This is a genomic window from Streptomyces sp. NBC_00400 (genome assembly GCF_036048035.1).
In the GTDB taxonomy this organism is placed as follows: Bacteria; Actinomycetota; Actinomycetes; order Streptomycetales; family Streptomycetaceae; genus Streptomyces.
Window position 1 is genome coordinate 4,441,440 of the sequence record NZ_CP107940.1, and the last position, 15,679, is coordinate 4,457,118.

General features: G+C 71.3%; 9 protein-coding genes, 4 tRNA genes and 1 riboswitch. Of the genes, 7 read left to right on the top strand and 6 right to left on the bottom strand.

The features are described 5' to 3' along the window. Nucleotides 1-33: 33 nt before the first annotated feature. A complete protein-coding gene (gene hrpA / locus OHS81_RS19360) occupies nucleotides 34-4,152 on the bottom strand; it encodes an ATP-dependent RNA helicase HrpA (RefSeq protein ID WP_328385983.1) in 4,119 nt (1,372 codons plus the stop codon). Nucleotides 4,153-4,298: 146 nt separating this feature from the next. Here hrpA and OHS81_RS19365 point away from each other — a divergent pair, with 146 nt between their 5' ends. After that, nucleotides 4,299-5,405, top strand: a complete 1,107-nt coding sequence (locus OHS81_RS19365; RefSeq protein ID WP_328385984.1) for an ABC transporter permease — start codon at nucleotides 4,299-4,301, stop codon at nucleotides 5,403-5,405. 122 nt (nucleotides 5,406-5,527) lie between these two features. Here the strand turns inward: OHS81_RS19365 and OHS81_RS19370 are convergent. The 4 genes from OHS81_RS19370 to OHS81_RS19385 all read right to left on the bottom strand — a co-directional run bounded on the left by OHS81_RS19370 (nucleotide 5,528) and on the right by OHS81_RS19385 (nucleotide 7,623). Continuing rightward, nucleotides 5,528-5,601: transfer RNA gene (locus OHS81_RS19370), tRNA-Phe, on the bottom strand. A gap of 4 nt (nucleotides 5,602-5,605) precedes the next feature. Next, nucleotides 5,606-5,680, bottom strand: a tRNA-Asp gene (locus tag OHS81_RS19375). 48 nt (nucleotides 5,681-5,728) lie between these two features. Continuing rightward, a tRNA-Glu gene (locus OHS81_RS19380) sits at nucleotides 5,729-5,801 on the bottom strand. A gap of 82 nt (nucleotides 5,802-5,883) precedes the next feature. After that, nucleotides 5,884-7,623 carry a metallophosphoesterase gene (locus tag OHS81_RS19385; RefSeq protein WP_328385985.1) on the bottom strand — a complete coding sequence of 580 codons (1,740 nt, stop codon included), beginning with the start codon at nucleotides 7,621-7,623 and terminating at the stop codon, nucleotides 5,884-5,886. A 120-nt stretch (nucleotides 7,624-7,743) separates the two neighbouring features. Between OHS81_RS19385 and OHS81_RS19390 the strand changes: the two genes are divergently transcribed. From OHS81_RS19390 to OHS81_RS19415, 6 genes are all read left to right on the top strand, one after another. Then, on the top strand, nucleotides 7,744-8,094 hold the full coding sequence (locus tag OHS81_RS19390) for a metallopeptidase family protein (protein WP_311625801.1): 351 nt from the start codon (nucleotides 7,744-7,746) through the stop codon (nucleotides 8,092-8,094). 141 nt (nucleotides 8,095-8,235) lie between these two features. Then, nucleotides 8,236-8,907: a hypothetical protein gene (locus tag OHS81_RS19395; RefSeq protein ID WP_328385986.1), complete on the top strand. Its 672-nt coding sequence runs from the start codon at nucleotides 8,236-8,238 to the stop codon at nucleotides 8,905-8,907. Between the two features lie 347 nt (nucleotides 8,908-9,254). Further along, a complete protein-coding gene (locus OHS81_RS19400; protein WP_328385987.1) occupies nucleotides 9,255-11,435 on the top strand; it encodes a DEAD/DEAH box helicase in 2,181 nt (726 codons plus the stop codon). 178 nt (nucleotides 11,436-11,613) lie between these two features. Next, nucleotides 11,614-11,686: transfer RNA gene (locus OHS81_RS19405), tRNA-Lys, on the top strand. 457 nt (nucleotides 11,687-12,143) lie between these two features. After that, nucleotides 12,144-12,521, top strand: coding sequence for a hypothetical protein (locus OHS81_RS19410; RefSeq protein ID WP_328385988.1), 378 nt, complete (start codon nucleotides 12,144-12,146; stop codon nucleotides 12,519-12,521). A 259-nt stretch (nucleotides 12,522-12,780) separates the two neighbouring features. Further along, the gene (locus OHS81_RS19415; RefSeq protein WP_328385989.1) at nucleotides 12,781-13,926 is read left to right on the top strand and encodes a PP2C family protein-serine/threonine phosphatase; all 1,146 of its coding nucleotides are present in this window, start codon (nucleotides 12,781-12,783) and stop codon (nucleotides 13,924-13,926) included. Between the two features lie 106 nt (nucleotides 13,927-14,032). Here OHS81_RS19415 and OHS81_RS19420 read toward each other — a convergent pair whose 3' ends face one another. Continuing rightward, complete coding sequence (locus tag OHS81_RS19420; protein ID WP_328385990.1) at nucleotides 14,033-15,229, bottom strand: DUF2332 domain-containing protein; 1,197 nt, start codon at nucleotides 15,227-15,229, stop codon at nucleotides 14,033-14,035. Nucleotides 15,230-15,521: 292 nt separating this feature from the next. Then, a riboswitch (cyclic di-AMP (ydaO/yuaA leader) is annotated at nucleotides 15,522-15,668 on the top strand. Nucleotides 15,669-15,679: the final 11 nt, after the last annotated feature.

Below are 15,679 nucleotides of genomic sequence, written 5' to 3' on the forward strand. Positions count from 1 at the left end.
CCGGCGGCCCTGATTCCTGGGGAAGGACACCGCCTACGGCGCGGCGGCGTCCACCGCCTTCACGATCCGCTTGTCGGAGACCGGGTACGCGGTGCCCAGGGCATGGGCGAAGTAGCTCACCCGCAACTCCTCGATCATCCAGCGGATCTCCCGGGCCGCGGCGGGCACCGGGCGGCCCTGCGGGAACTGCTCCAGCAGCCAGGCGTATTCGTCCTGCATCTCCTTCACCTTCGCCATCCGGGTGCGGTCCCGCTCGGCGTGGGTGGGCAGCTGCTGCAGCCGGCGGTCGGCGGCCACCAGGTAGCGCATCAGGTCCGGCAGCCGCTTGGCGCCGTGCGCCGTGACGAAGCCCGGTTTGATCAGCGCCGCCAGCTGCTCCTTGATGTCCGTGAGCGACGGGAGCAGGGAGGGGAACGACGTCTCCTTCAGCCGGCGCTCGCACGCCTGCCAGGCGGCCAGCACCTCCTGGACCTGCTGGATGGTCTTGAGCGTGACGTCCACCAGGTCGGCGCGGACCGCGTCGAAGAGCTTGCGGAAGGACTCCTCGTCCCACGCCGGGCCGCCCCGGGCCGCGATCAGCCGGTCGGCCGCGGCGGTGACGCAGTCGTCGAAGAGTGCCCCGATCGAGCCGTGCGGATTACGGGACAGCGCCAGCTTCTGCTGATTGCTCAGCTTGCCCTGGGCGAACTTGGCCGGAGAGGACGGGATGCCCAGCAGGATGAGCCGGCGGGTGCCCGCCCACATCGCGGTGAGCTGTTCGGCCTCGGTGTCGAAGAGGCGGACCGCGACGCTGCTGCCCTCGTCGACCAGCGCCGGGTAGGCCTTGAGGGGCTGGCCCCCGCGCCTCGTCTCGAAGGTGCGCGGCAGGGTGCCGATCGTCCAGGACGTCAGGCCGGTCCGCTGCTCCGGGCCGGCCGGCGCCTGCCCGTCGCCCGCGCCGCCCTTGCGGTCCCCGGCGGGGCGCTCGGCGGCCTGTTCGAAGGCCTTGGAGATGGCCGCCCTGGTCTTCGGCTTGAGCTTCAGCCGCAGCGCCTCCAGGTCCTTGTCCTCGGCGAGCTTGCGGCGGCGCTCGTCGACCACCCGGAAGGTGATCTTGAGGTGATCGGGGATCTTGCCCGGGTCGAAGTCCGCGGCGTCGACGGGTACGCCCACCATCCGCTGCAGCCCCGCGGCCAGCGAGGTCGTCAGAGCGCCCTGCAGGGGGACCGTGGAGTCCAGGAAGCGGGCCGCGAAGTTCGGCGCCGGGACGTAGTTACGGCGGATCGGCTTGGGAAGTGACCGGATCAGCTCGGTCACCAACTGCTCGCGCAGGCCGGGGATCTGCCAGTCGAAGCCCTCGGAGGAGACCTGGTTGAGGACCTGGAGCGGGATGTGGACGGTCACGCCGTCCGCGTCCGCGCCCGGCTCGAACTGGTAGGTGACCTTGAACTTCAGCTTTCCCTGCCGCCAGGAATCCGGGTAGTCGTCCTTGGTGACGGCCTCGGCGGATTCGTTGATGAGCATCGAGTGCTCGAAGTTCAGCAGCTCCGGCTCTTCGCGGTGCTGCTTCTTCCACCAGGCGTCGAAATGCGCGCCGGAGACCACATCGGCCGGAATGCGCTGGTCGTAGAAGTCGAAGAGGGTTTCGTCGTCCACGAGAATGTCGCGGCGCCGGGCGCGGTGCTCCAACTCCTCGACCTCGCCGAGTAGTTTGCGGTTGTCATGGAAGAACTGGTGGTGGGTGCGCCAGTCGCCCTCGACCAGGGCGTTGCGGATGAACAGATCCCGCGAGGTCTCCGGGTCGATCCGGCCGTAGGTGATCTTGCGCTGGGCGACGATCGGGACGCCGTAGAGCGTCACCCGCTCGTAGGCCATCACCGCGGCCATCTTCTGTTCCCAGTGCGGCTCGCTGTACGTCCGCTTCACCAGATGCTGGGCGAGCGGTTCGATCCACTCCGGCTCGATCTTCGCATTCACCCGCGCCCACAGGCGCGACGTCTCGACCAGCTCGGCCGACATCACCCAGCGTGGTGCCTTCTTGAAGAGCGCGGAGCCGGGGAACACCGCGAACTTGGCGCTGCGGGCGCCCAGGTACTCGTTCTTGGCGTCCGTGTCCTTGAGGCCGATATGCGAGAGCAAACCGGAAAGCAGGGAGGTGTGGATGTGGTCCGGCGCCGCATCCTCCTCGCTGAGGTGGATGCCCATGGTCTTGGCGACCGAACGCAGCTGGGAGTAGATGTCCTGCCACTCGCGTATCCGCAGGTAGTTCAGGAATTCGCTGCGGCACATCCGGCGGAAGGCGGAGGAGGACAGCTCCTTCTGCTGTTCGCGGATATAGCGCCACAGGTTGAGGAAGGCGAGGAAGTCGGAGGTCTCGTCCTTGAAGCGGGCGTGCTGCTGGTCGGCCTGCTGCTGTTTGTCGGCGGGCCGCTCGCGCGGGTCCTGGATGGACAGCGCCGCCGCGATGACCATGACCTCGCGGACACAGCCGTTGCGGTCCGCCTCCAGCACCATCCGCGCCAGCCGCGGGTCGACCGGCAGCTGGGAGAGCTTGCGGCCGAGCGGGGTCAGCCGCTGCCCCTTCTGGCCCGGCTTGGGGGACTTCTGCTGGGTGTCGAGCGCCCCGAGCTCGCTGAGCAGATCGATGCCGTCCTTGATGTTGCGGCGGTCCGGCGGGTCGATGAACGGGAACTTCTCGATGTCGCCGAGGCCGGCCGCGGTCATCTGCAGGATGACGGAGGCGAGGTTCGTCCGGAGGATTTCGGCGTCGGTGAACTCGGGACGGGAGAGGAAGTCGTCCTCGGAGTAGAGGCGGATGCAGATGCCGTCGCTGGTACGGCCGCAGCGGCCCTTGCGCTGGTTGGCGCTGGCCTGCGAGACCGGCTCGATGGGCAGCCGCTGCACCTTGGTGCGGTAGCTGTAGCGGGAGATACGGGCCATGCCCGGGTCGATGACGTACCGGATGCCCGGGACGGTCAGCGAGGTCTCGGCGACGTTCGTGGCCAGCACGATCCGTCTGCCCGTGTGCCGCTGGAAGACGCGGTGCTGCTCGGCGTGCGACAGCCGGGCGTAGAGCGGAAGGACCTCGGTGAACGGCAGGGCCTTCTTGTTGAGCGCGTCCGCGGTGTCGCGGATCTCCCGTTCGCCGGAGAGGAAGACCAGGATGTCGCCGGGGCCCTCGGCCTGCAGCTCGTCCACGGCGTCGCAGATCGCGGTGATCTGGTCGCGGTCGGCCTCTTGGCTGCCCTCTTCCAGCAGCGGGCGGTAGCGCACCTCCACCGGATACGTCCGGCCGGAGACCTCCACGATGGGGGCGCTCGGCTTCGCCTCGCCGTCGGCGGCGCCGCCCGGCGGCACCGAGGCGCCCCGGCCGTCCCTGGCGTCCACGGCGGCGAAGGCACCGAAGTGCCGCGCGAACCGCTCCGGGTCGATGGTCGCGGACGTGATCACGACCTTCAGGTCCGGGCGCCGGGGCAGCAGCTGCGCCAGGTAGCCGAGGATGAAGTCGATGTTGAGGCTGCGCTCGTGTGCCTCGTCGATGATGATCGTGTCGTACTGGCGCAGCTCGCGGTCCGTCTGGATCTCGGCGAGCAGAATGCCGTCCGTCATCAGCTTGACGAGGGTGTCGCCGCCGACCTGGTCGGTGAAGCGGACCTTCCAGCCGACCGCCTCGCCCAGCGGGGTCTTCAGCTCCTCGGCCACCCGCTCGGCGACCGTACGGGCCGCGATCCGGCGGGGCTGGGTGTGCCCGATCAGGCCCCGGATGCCGCGGCCGAGCTCCAGACAGATCTTGGGGATCTGCGTCGTCTTGCCGGAGCCGGTCTCACCGGCGACGATCACGACCTGGTGGTCGCGGATCGCGGCGAGGATCTCGTCCTTCTTCTGGCTGACCGGCAGCTCTTCCGGATAGGTGATCCCGGGCACCGCGGCCTGCCGCTGGGCGACCCGCAGCTCCGCCTCGTCGAGGCCGGCGGAGATCTCGGCGAGCACGGCGGCCCGGGCCTCGGGCTTACGGATCCGGCGCGCGCCGTCGAGCCGGCGCCCCAGCCGCTGCTGGTCGCGCAGCATCAGCTCGGGCAGCCGCTCCAGCAGAGCGGTCAGGATGGGAGCGGGGGTGCCGGGCGGGGTGGAGACAGCGCCGTCGGGCAGGGCGGAGGCAGGCTGACTGGACATACGTCCCCCAGGATCTCACCTCACGTAATCGACTGGCGAACCATTTGCCCGTACGGCCGGATCATGAGCCCCCGGGCCGCCCCCGGGCCGCCGCATACGGGGCATCTGCCCGGGTATGCGCCGTGTCGCTGCTTTAGCGTGTCCCTATGGCTGATCATCGCGGCGATTCCGGCCCGCCCGGCGGATCCGCTCCGCACGGCGCGCACGGCAGGCCGCGGACCGGTGCGGAGAAGGGGGCGGCCGTCAGGTGGGCGGCCTTCAAGAAGTCGCCCTACTTCCCCGCGGCCGTGCTGATCTTCATTGTCGCCGCGGCGGCCGGTCTGTTCGCCGGCTCGTACACGTACGCCATGGCCAATCCGACGCCGCGGTCCATCCCGACCGCCGTGGTCGGCTCTCCCGACACCCCACCGGTGAAGGCCTTCACCCAGGGGATGGAGAAGGCGCTGAGCGCTTCGCTCCGGCTGACCGGGTACCGCACCTACGGCCAGGCCCGGCGGGCCGTCGACGAGCAGGAGGAGTTCGCGATCCTGCGCGCCCGCGGCAGGGGCGTGGAGCTGGATGTCTCCGGTGCCTCGGGGGCCACGGTGGCGCAGCTGCTGGCCCAGTCGGGCGCGAAGGTCGGCAGGGTGATCGGCGTGGACGTCCGGATCCGGGACATCAAGCCGCTGCAGAAGGGCGATCCCCGCGGTCTGGCGCTGTTCTACATCTCGCTGGCCGCGGTGATCATCGGCTTCGTCGGCGCGATCCAGCTCAGCGTCCACGCCCGCGGCCTGGAGCCGGCCGAGCGGATCGCCTGCACCGCGGTCTATGCGCTGCTGGGGGGCTTTTGCATCGCGGCGGTGGTCGACTGGTGGCTGGCTGCGCTGCGGCTGCCGTTCGTGGAGTCCTGGCTGATCCTGGCGCTGACGATGTTCACGTCCGGCATGGTCTTCACGATGTTCAACGCCCTCATGGGGCGCTGGGCGATGATCCCCACCTGGGGACTGATGGTGCTGCTGGGCAACCCCTCCTCGGGCGGTGCGGTCTCCTGGCCCCTGCTGCCGTCCGCCCTCGGCCTCGTCGGCCGCTGGCTGCCGCCGGGTGGCTCCGTCAACGCCCAGCACACCGCCGTCTACTTCGGCGGCCACCAGCACGCCTTCCCCTTCCTGGTGCTGGCCGGCTGGTCGGTGCTCTCGTGCACGGTGTTCTGGATCTGGCGGCACCGCCACCCGGGTGGCCGCGAGGAGGCGGTGGCGCCCGCCGCGGACGCGTGAGGGGGCGGGGCGCCGGGCGCCGGGCGGAAAAATAAAAGCCGTCATCGACATCGTCATCGACGGAATGGACGGACACGAAAAAGGCCCCGATTCGAGGAATCGGGGCCTTTTTCCAAAAGGTGTGGCTGGGGCCGGGGTCGAACCGGCGACCTATCGCTTTTCAGGCGATCGCTCGTACCAACTGAGCTACCCAGCCACAGCGGTCCTGACGGGATTTGAACCCGCGGCCTCCACCTTGACAGGGTGGCGAGCACTCCAAACTGCTCCACAGGACCTTGCATTGTGCGAAAGCGGCGTGAACCAGTCTCGCACACGGTGATGCGTGCCCCCAACGGGATTCGAACCCGTGCTACCGCCTTGAAAGGGCGGCGTCCTGGGCCACTAGACGATGAGGGCTGGTGGCCACCTTGGCGTCGTTACCGGCGCCGTCGGGGACGTGAGAAGCATATGGGATGGGAGGACCGTTCGCCAAAACGGTTTACCGGGGGCCGCCGGAAGGGCTCCTGGTCGGGCGCGGAAGCGGGCCGGACGAGGGCTCGGAAGAAGGTCCGGAAGAGGGTCCGGACGAGTGATGAGGGGAGCCGGACGGCGAGGGCGTGGCGCCGGGTTGGTTCTCGCGGGGGAGGTGGCGGCTGACCTCGGCCCGCGACAGGCCCAGTCCGCCGAGGGTGATCTCGTCCCACGCCTGCAGCCGTTTCGTCGTCCGGTCCAGATAGAGCACCGACGCCTCGACCGGTGCGGGCTTCTTGTTCTGCACCGCGCGCAGCCCGCCGCCGCCCGTGGAGCCCTCGACCATCAGCCGGGTGCCCTGGGGGAGCGTGGTGATCTCGCGGTGGTGGAGATGGCCGGCCAGCGCCAGCGGGGCCAGGCCGTCCGCCTCGGTCACGGCGGTGGGGTTGTGGGCCAGTGCGATGTCGACGGGGGTTCCGGCCAGCCGCTGGGTGCGCAGCGAGTCGGCGAGCTTGCCGCCGGCGGTGCGCTCGGCGGGCTCGCCGGCCGCCCTCACGGAGCGGTCCGGGGTGAACTGCGGGTCACCGACGCCCGCGAGGCGCAGGCCGGCGACCCGGGCGGCCTTGCCGTGGTCCAGGACGGTGACGTGGGCGCGGCCGGTCAGGTACTTCTGCGTGCCGCGCGAGTCGTGGTTGCCGCGCACCCAGACGTACGGGGCGCCGAGGGTGGAGACCGGGTCCAGGAAGTGGTTCTCGGCGGCCGAGCCGTGGTCCATGGTGTCGCCGGTGTCGATGATCACGTTGATCCGGTACTGCTTCACCAGGGAGGCGATGATCCGCCAGCCGGCGGGGTTGAGGTGGATGTCGGAGACGTGCAGCACCCGGATGGTGGTGGGTTCCGGCTGGTAGACCGGCAGCGTCGAGGTGGCGTCGTAGAGCTTGGTCACATTGGTCACCAGGCGCGCCAACTCCTTTTGGTAGACGTTGAATTCGCTGACGATGTTGCGGGCGTTGCCGACCACGGACGGGGCCGAGGAGAGCAGCCCGGAGAACTTCGGCTCCAGTACGGACTGCGGGTTCCAGGTGGCGTACGCGGTGCCGGCGGAGGCGGCGAGCAGGGCGAGTGCCAGCCCGCCGGCGGCCAGCGCGCGGCGCGGGCGGCGGTGGACGGCCAGGCTCAGCGCCATCGCGCCGGACGCCACGGCGATACCGGAGTGCAGCGCCAGCCCCAGGGCGCCGCGGGTGACGTCGCGGGTGACCTCGTCCTGCAGGCCGGCGAACCGCTCGGGGTGGTCGACCAGCGCCCGGGAGCGGACCGGGTCCAGCCGGTCGACATCGACATCGAGCGATACGGGCGCGTAGTGGCTGTTCAGTTCCAGGTCGCCGAGGGGCGGGACATCGATCCTGGTGCCGCCGGTCAGCGAGGGGCGCAGCGCCATGCTGGTGTCCATCGGGCCGACGGGGGCGTGGACGCCGCCGATCAGGACCAGCCCCAGCCAGGCACCGAGGACGGCCACGGATATCAGGCCGAGGGCGGAGCGCAGGGGGCGGCGCGGGGCGGCGCCGAGCGGGGTGGCGGAGGCCGGGTGGGCTAAGGAGCGCGACGGGTTGAAGACGGGCGCAGCCGGGGGCGTACGGCGGGAGCGGTAGGCGCGGCGGACGGCTGCGGGCAGTGCGGGTACGCCGTGGAGCCAGGTGAACAGCAGCCGGTGCGGCGGGTTGCGCGGGGTGTCGGGGTGCGGTGTCCGGGAGCGCGCGGCGCGGGCCATTGGTCCCGTATGCCCGGCCGGTGGCACCGCTATGCGGGGAGCGGTGGCCTCCGGTTGGGGTGCGGAGTGGCGGGCGGGACGCGACGATCGGTGTGGGTCCGGGTGGCGGAGAATGGTGGTGTGCTGGAAATGACGCGCGAGGAGTTCGAGGAACTGGTGGCCGAGGCGCTGGACCGGATTCCGCCGGAGCTGACCCGGCTGATGGACAACGTGGCGGTCTTCGTCGAGGACGAGCCCCCGGCCGGCGATCCCGAGTTGCTCGGGCTGTACGAGGGGACACCGCTGACCGACCGCGGGGAGTGGTACGCAGGGGTGCTGCCGGACCGGATCACCGTCTACCGGGGGCCGACGCTGCGGATGTGCGACACCCGCGAGGACGTGGTCGCGGAGACCGAGGTGACGGTCGTTCACGAGGTCGCGCACCACTTCGGGATCGACGACGAGCGGCTGCACGCGCTCGGCTACGGCTAGTACGGCCGGGGAGGCCTCCTGGCCCGGTCTGGGGCGGTCGGCGCGATCCGCCGGGTCCGGTGCGTGTCCTCGGGTGGGGAGCGGGAGTTGGGCAGGGAGTCCGTGCCGCTGTCCCTGCGCTCCGGATCCGGAGGTCCCGCCGTGCGCCCGAGCCCCTGCCATTCGCCCCTGACGCCGACACCGTCCCCGTCGCCGTCCGTCACCCCTGCCGCCTCGTCGCGTCCACCGGCGCGCCGGCGGCACTCCCGGGCCGTCGCCGCGGCCGTGGCCCTCTCCGCGCTGGCCGCGTCGCTGGCCGGCTGTATGAGCGTGAGCGATCCGGAAAAACCGAGACCGTCCGGCAGTACCGCGCGGCACGACGGGGAGGGCGGGCCGCCCGGCCCCGGCGGGGTGACCGTGGACGGCCGTGGCGGCGGGCCGCGGCGGATGGGCCATCACGGCGCCGGGCGTCCGGCCGGTGACGACGACAAGGCGAAGAAGAAGTCGGGGAGCGCCAAGCCGACGCCGTCCGGGCCCGGTGAGCCGTCCCAGCCCGTGCAGCCGTCGGGCCCCGAGCCGGGGGCGGGCGGTGTCCACGGCGGCTCCGACGGTCACGGCGGGCGCCCGGGACATCCGAAGCCCTCGCCGCCCCGCCCCGACGGCCCCACCCCGCCGGCCTCGCCCCCGCCCGGTACGCCCACCGCGCAGCCCACCCCGCCGGCCAGCAGCGCTCCGCCGCCGCCGAGCTCCCAGGCGTCCGGACCGTCTCCCGTCTCGCCGGTGTCGCCGGCGCAGTCGCAGTCGCAGCCGGATCCGTACGGGGAAGAGGCGTAGTCGTACGGGGAAGAGGCGTAGGAGGAAAGGGGAGCGGAGGGGCAGAGGGTGCGTAGGGGGCGTAAGGGGTTTGGCGGACAGGGGTGAGGGGTGCCGCCCGAGGTGTGCAGCCCGGCGCGGGCAAGGGGAATCACGGGGCGGACGGCGGGGGCCGGAAGGCCATTTGCCATCCGGGGGGCGGAGTGCGTATGGTGGTAGATCGTTTGATCCCATTTGCCCGGCGCCAGAACAGAAGCGCGCCGCGTGGCGCGTTCTCTCCCTTGCCGTGGCTGACCGCATAGAGGCGGTCGTGTGAAACACACGGAGTTTGGGCGCGTGCCGAGACTCCGGAAGGTTTCGCATTTCGCATGTCCATTTCCACTGAGCAGTCCGTCATGCCCGCAATCGACGAGCAGACGGTCCCCGAGGTGACGGCGGCCGACGAGGCCCCCGAGACCGACGCGGCCGAGGCCGCCACCGACACCGTCACCTTCGCCGACCTCGGACTGCCCGAGGGCGTCGTCCGCAAGCTCGCGCAGAACGGCGTGACCACCCCCTTCCCGATCCAGGCCGCGACCATCCCGGACGCGCTGGCCGGCAAGGACATCCTCGGCCGCGGCCGCACCGGCTCCGGCAAGACCCTCTCCTTCGGTCTGCCGACCCTGGCCACGCTGACCGGCGGCCACACCGAGAAGAAGAAGCCGCGCGCCGTCATCCTCACCCCGACCCGTGAGCTCGCGATGCAGGTCGCGGACGCGCTCCAGCCCTACGGCGACGTCCTCGGCCTCAAGATGAAGGTCGTCTGCGGCGGTACGTCCATGGGCAACCAGATCTACGCCCTGGAGCGCGGCGTCGACGTCCTCGTCGCCACCCCGGGCCGGCTGCGCGACATCATCAACCGTGGCGCCTGCTCCCTGGAGAACGTCCAGGTCGCCGTCCTCGACGAGGCCGACCAGATGTCCGACCTGGGCTTCCTGCCCGAGGTCACCGAACTGCTCGACCAGGTGCCGTCCGGCGGTCAGCGGATGCTGTTCTCCGCCACGATGGAGAACGAGATCGGCACGCTGGTCAAGCGTTACCTGACCAACCCGGTCAGCCACGAGGTCGACAGCGCCCAGGGCAACGTCACGACCATGACCCACCACGTCCTCGTCGTGAAGCCGAAGGACAAGGCGCCGGTCACCGCCGCCATCGCCGCCCGCAAGGGCCGCACCATCATCTTCGTCCGCACCCAGCTGGGCGCCGACCGCATCGCCGAGCAGCTCGTCGAGTCCGGTGTGAAGGCCGACGCGCTGCACGGCGGTATGACGCAGGGCGCGCGCACCCGGGTGCTCGCGGACTTCAAGGACGGCTACGTCAACGCGCTGGTCGCCACCGACGTCGCCGCCCGCGGTATCCACGTCGACGGCATCGACCTGGTCCTGAACGTCGACCCCGCCGGTGACCACAAGGACTACCTGCACCGCTCGGGCCGTACCGCCCGCGCCGGCCAGTCCGGCACCGTCGTCTCGCTGTCGCTGCCGCACCAGCGCCGCCAGATCTTCCGCCTGATGGAGGACGCGGGCGTGGACGCCTCGCGCCACATCGTCGGCGGCTCCGGCGCCTTCGACGAGGACGTCGCCCGGATCACCGGTGCGCGCTCGCTCACCGAGGTCCAGGCCGACGGTGCGAACAACTCCGCCAAGCAGGCCGAGCGCGAGGTGGCCGAGGTCACCCGCGAGCTGGAGCGCCTGCAGCGCCGCGCCACCGAGCTGCGCGAGGAGGCCGACCGGCTGACCGCCCGCGCCGCCCGTGAGCGGGGCGAGGACCCGGCCGAGGCGCTTGCCGCCGCGGCCGTCACCGCCGAGGCCGAGGCCGCCGCCGAGGCCGCCGTACCGGCCCAGGCCGGAGCGTCGGACGAGCGCCGTGACGACCGGGGCAACTTCGACCGCCGCGACCGTCGTGACGACCGCTCGGGTGGCCGTTCTTTCGACCGTGACCGTCGCGATGACCGTTCGGGTGGTGGCTTCAACCGCGACCGTCGTGACGACCGTTCCGGTGGCCGTTCTTTCGACCGTGACCGTCGCGATGACCGTTCGGGTGGCGGTTTCAACCGTGACCGTCGCGACGACCGTTCGGGTGGTGGCTTCAACCGCGACCGTCGTGACGACCGTTCCGGTGGCCGTTCTTTCGACCGTGACCGTCGCGATGACCGCTCGGGTGGCGGTTTCAACCGTGACCGCCGTGACGACCGTTCGGGTGGTGGCTTCAACCGCGACCGCCGTGACGACCGTTCCGGTGGTGGCTTCAACCGCGACCGCGGCGACCGTCCGAGCCGCCCGTTCAACCGTGACGACCGCTCCGGCGGCCGTCCGTCCGCCGGCGGCTACCGCTCCGGCGGCGGCGACCGTCCGTTCAACCGTGACGACCGCTCCGGCGGCCGTCCGTCCGCCGGTGGCCACCGCTCCGGCGGCGACCGTCCGTACGGCCGCCGTGACGACCACCGTGGCGCCACGACCGGCTCCGGCGGCCGCCGTGACGACAAGCCGCGCTGGAAGCGCAACGGCTGATCACATCCGCTGATCCGCAGGGCCCGTACGCACGCAAGTGCCGTACGGGCCCTGCGTGTTGAGGGGTGAGCGGGGCGCCCCGCGCGGTGCGCCGGCGGGCCCCGCGGCACCCCGCCGGGCAGCCCGATCCCTAATGCCTTCGGGCTGCGGCACATCCTCGGGCTATGCTGCTCGGTGCGGGCCATTAGCTCAATTGGCAGAGCAGTGGACTTTTAATCCATTGGTTCAGGGTTCGAGCCCCTGATGGCCCACAAAGGCGAAGGCCCCGCTGTCTGGAACGGAGTGTCCAGGCCGCGGGGCCGCTGTCTGTCCCGGGGCCTTGGAACGGGGTCTGCTGGGCCGCTGCCGGCCCGAGGGGCGGGCGATCATGCGAGGGACGTTCCCTGCACCACGAAGTCGTCTGCTGGCTCTCTGGATCGCGTCAATGGGCCGTCAAATCGATGTCTGGCGGACCCCATCTCGCGGCGTGGTCTGCCTACGTTGGCCGGGCGCACCGGTCATGTACGGCGTCACCATGGGGGACTGCAAGGGCGCACGAGCATTTTTCGCGGCACATGGCCCATGACCTGAAGAGCACGGTCGAGACCCAGGACCACGAGGTCACCCGGCTTGGCGACAACTGGACCGGCGCCGCTGCCGACGCCTTCCACACCCACTGGAAACACACCAGGACATCGCACGGGCGGCAGCAACCGGGCGATCGTCACCGTGACGTACTCCGTGGCCGTGCTCTCCTTGCCCCGTGCCCTCCCGGCCACCGCCTTCACCAGCAACCGACTGGTGCCGACCGGGCGGCAAAAGCGGCCCGCACTCCCGCGCACATCAGGCTGGCACAGGGACCTCAAAGAGATCGGCGCCCACCTCGTCCAGTGCTGCTCGGAGGATTCCGATTTCGCAGCTCTCCTCCACACGTCTGCCCTGGAGCGGGTCATGCACGACGCTCGGCTCGGGTGGCGCATCGAGGGGAGCCGCATGATCGGGTGGACGTACGGACGCAGAACCTACGAGGATCTCCTGTCGCTCGCCGAAACCGTCGCGGCCCCTATCGACGACTTCCCCGAACGGGCGTGGCGTTGGCCGGAGTGAGAAGGCCGGAGGTTCGCTGAGGGGCCACAGCCCTGAGGCAGGCCCCGAGCCCTCGACACGGTCTCTTCGGACCCGGTGACCGCGCCCGTCATGTCCAACCCGCAGGGGTGGGCGGCGGGGCCGGCCCCGGCCCCGCCGTGACCCATCCGGCCCCCGAGGATTCGCCGCGCGGCGCCGTAGCGGAAACGCTGGGGACGTCGACGCGGCCGCCACCTCGGTGCTCGTACGGACGGGCGGGAGTGGGAGAAGGCCGGTGCGGATGCTCCAGGACGAAGCGCGCCCCAGGGACGACGGAGGGCGGCAGGTGCGCCGCGGCCGGCGGCCGGAGCTGTCCGGCCGTCGATGGGTGCGCCTGCTTCCCGCCCTTCTGATCGCCGGGGGCCTCGTCGTCGGTGTCGTCACGCCGGCCGGCTATACGGCCGCGCCCTTCTTCTGCGCCGCCCCGCTGATCGCCGCGTCGCTCTCCTCCCTGCGCAGTACCGCCTTCACGTCCCTGGCCGCCGTGCTCGGCGAGATCTGGGCCGTCACTTACCGCGGCGCCATCGAGGACTACCAGGAGTCCGTGGCGGAGAGCGCCATGGTCTTCGTGGTCGCCCTGCTGGCCCTCGGCCTCAACCGGTGTGTCCAGAGGAGCGATGCCCACCTGGCCTCCGTACGGGACATCTCGGAGGCCGCCCAGCGCGCCGTACTGCCCACGCCCCCCGAACGGCTCGCCGGTCTCGGTGTCGCCGCGCGCTACGTGGGTGCGCGGGCGGACGCCCGGATCGGCGGCGACCTCTATGCGGTGCAGGACACCCCGCACGGTGTACGGCTGATTGTCGGCGACGTACGGGGCAAGGGGCTGGAGGCGGTGGAGGCCGCGGTGATCGTCATCGGTGCCTTCCGCGAGGCGGCGGAGCAGGAGACGACGCTGGAGGCGGTGGCGGGCCGGCTGGAGCGGGCGCTGCAGCGCGAGGGCGGACGGCGCGCGGGGCTCGACCAGTTCGAGGGGTTCACCACTGCCGTCCTCGCCGAGATCCCCGCCAACGGGCAGTCCGTGCTGCGCGTGCTCAACCGCGGCCATCCGTCCCCGCTGCTGCTCACCGTGGACGGCGGGCTGCGTGAGCTGGTGCCCGCGGTGCCGGCGCTGCCGCTCGGCATGAGCGAGGTGGCGAGCTGGCCGGACCGGTCGGACGAAACGTTCTTCCCTGCCGGTGCCCTGCTGCTGTTCTTCACCGACGGGGTGACCGAGGCCAGGGACCTGCTGGGCCGCTTCTACCAACCGGCGAGCAGACTGCGCGGCCGTCGTTTCCCGGGTCCTGACGCCCTCCTGGACACGCTCGTCGAGGATGTCGCACGGCATACGGGGGGCGCACCGGCCGACGACATGGCCCTGTTGGCGGTGCAGCGGCCGATGAGGGCGTAGGGAGAACGTAGGGAGGGCCGTAGCCCCGGCACACTCGTCATGCCCTGCGGCAGGCCGTAGGGAAGACCCTAGGGAAGGCCCTAGGAGTGGTCCCTACGTCAGGTCCCTACGCCAGGCCCTGCGCCGCGCCCTCCGTCCCCGGGAGCCGGTGCAGGCTTTCACCGTGCGGGCCGGTGAGCGCGACCGGGCGCTCGTCCAGGGCGAGGGTCAGCAGCCGGGCCTCGTCCGGGTGCGGCGAACGGTGCGCCGGTGCGGGGATCCAGGGCAGGACGGAGGGGTGCTCGTGGGAGATCCAGTGCCCGCCGCCGGGCCGTCCGCGCAGCAGCGACCGTACGAGATGCGCGAACTCCTCGCGGCGGGCGGGCGCGAGGTCGGCCAGCGCGGCGCTGTGGAAGATGACCAGCGTCGCCCCGGGCGGCGCCTCGGCGGTGAGCGCGGGCAGTTCGTGGAGCAGATCGCCGCGCACCAGCCGTGGCCGCGGCGCCGGCCGTACCGCCTCGACGGCTGCGGACAGCCGCGCGGCCCGCTCCTCGTCGCCCGGCCATACGAGCGCCTGCAGCCAGCGCAGATCGTCCGGGTCGGCGGCCGGGTCGAGCGGGTCGAGGCCGATGCCGGCCCGCCAGACGATCTGCGGCATCCGGTCCCGGCCGGGCAGCTCGTCGGCCGTCCACCCCGTACGGCACTCCAGCACCAGCGGACTCTCCGGCGCCCCTGCTTCCGCCCCTGCTTCCGCCTCTGTCTCCGCCTCCGCCTCCGCCTCTGCCTCGGTGCGACGGGCGCCGCTTCCCCCGTCGTCCCCGTACGGGCGCAGGTAGCGGTAGCGATAGCGGTCGGGATGCAGACACAGCCCCGCCGACGTGCCGACCTCCAGCAGCGCCAGCGGCTGCGGCAGGCGGGCGAGCAGCGGCAGCAGCGTCGCGCAGTGGGCCGGTTCATCGGTCCGGGGCGAGCGCTGCATGATCACCGCGCGCACCTCGTTCCAGTGCCGTACGGTCCACTCGCGCCAGCGGCCGTACGCCGTTTCGCCGCGCGGCCCGAGCTCGGCGTGCGGGCCGTCGAGATAGCGGACGGCGGCGAGCAGAAGCTCCGGCCGCTGTGCGCCGCCGGCCGGCAGCGACCCCGACAGCAGATCGCAGAGCTCCGGGTCCTGGCTGATCCGCGCGCTCAGCTCCTCATGCGCCGCGGACCGCCCCCGCGCCTGGCGCCAGGAGAACTCCCGGTACCGCTCCGCCAACCCCCATGTGCCGACAACGGCGCGCTCGACGTGACGGGTGTTCCCGGTGTTCCCGACGTTGACGGCCATGATCCGACGTTACTGCTCTCACGTTCCGTAACCGAGGGGCACCCCTCCGCATAACGACTGGTGCACAATCGCCGCGAGATCGTTTAGGAGTGGACGGTCAACTCGCCCGGTTTGTGGCCGTGCTGGCCGAAAAAGTCCACGCCAAAGCTCCTGCGAAGCCGCTACGAAATCCCGGGAAGGCTTGGAATCCGACTGCGTTCTCTATTACTGTCCGATAACGCAGCGCGGTCGTCCCAGCCGTCGCAAGAGGCGGCACCGTGCGCAGACGCCGAATCCCGCACGCGCTTTTCACGCACCTCCAGCACCTCGAACTGCACCAAGGGAACCGGGGAACCACTTCCTTGGGGTGAATCGGACGCTCTCCGCCAGCGGGCGCCCGTAGGAGACCTTCCTGCTCCGAACCCGTCAGCTAACCCGGTAGGCGAGAAGGAAGGAAAGGAGAGCGCCCCC

What these genes read in the sequence shown, in the direction of transcription:
- hrpA (WP_328385983.1), bottom strand. Translation starts at nt 4,152, where the DNA reads ATGTCCAGTCAGCCTGCCTCCGCCCTGCCCGACGGCGCTGTCTCCACC.
- OHS81_RS19365 (WP_328385984.1), top strand. Translation starts at nt 4,299, where the DNA reads ATGGCTGATCATCGCGGCGATTCCGGCCCGCCCGGCGGATCCGCTCCG.
- OHS81_RS19385 (WP_328385985.1), bottom strand. Translation starts at nt 7,623, where the DNA reads ATGGCCCGCGCCGCGCGCTCCCGGACACCGCACCCCGACACCCCGCGC.
- OHS81_RS19400 (WP_328385987.1), top strand. Translation starts at nt 9,255, where the DNA reads ATGTCCATTTCCACTGAGCAGTCCGTCATGCCCGCAATCGACGAGCAG.
- OHS81_RS19415 (WP_328385989.1), top strand. Translation starts at nt 12,781, where the DNA reads ATGCTCCAGGACGAAGCGCGCCCCAGGGACGACGGAGGGCGGCAGGTG.
- OHS81_RS19420 (WP_328385990.1), bottom strand. Translation starts at nt 15,229, where the DNA reads ATGGCCGTCAACGTCGGGAACACCGGGAACACCCGTCACGTCGAGCGC.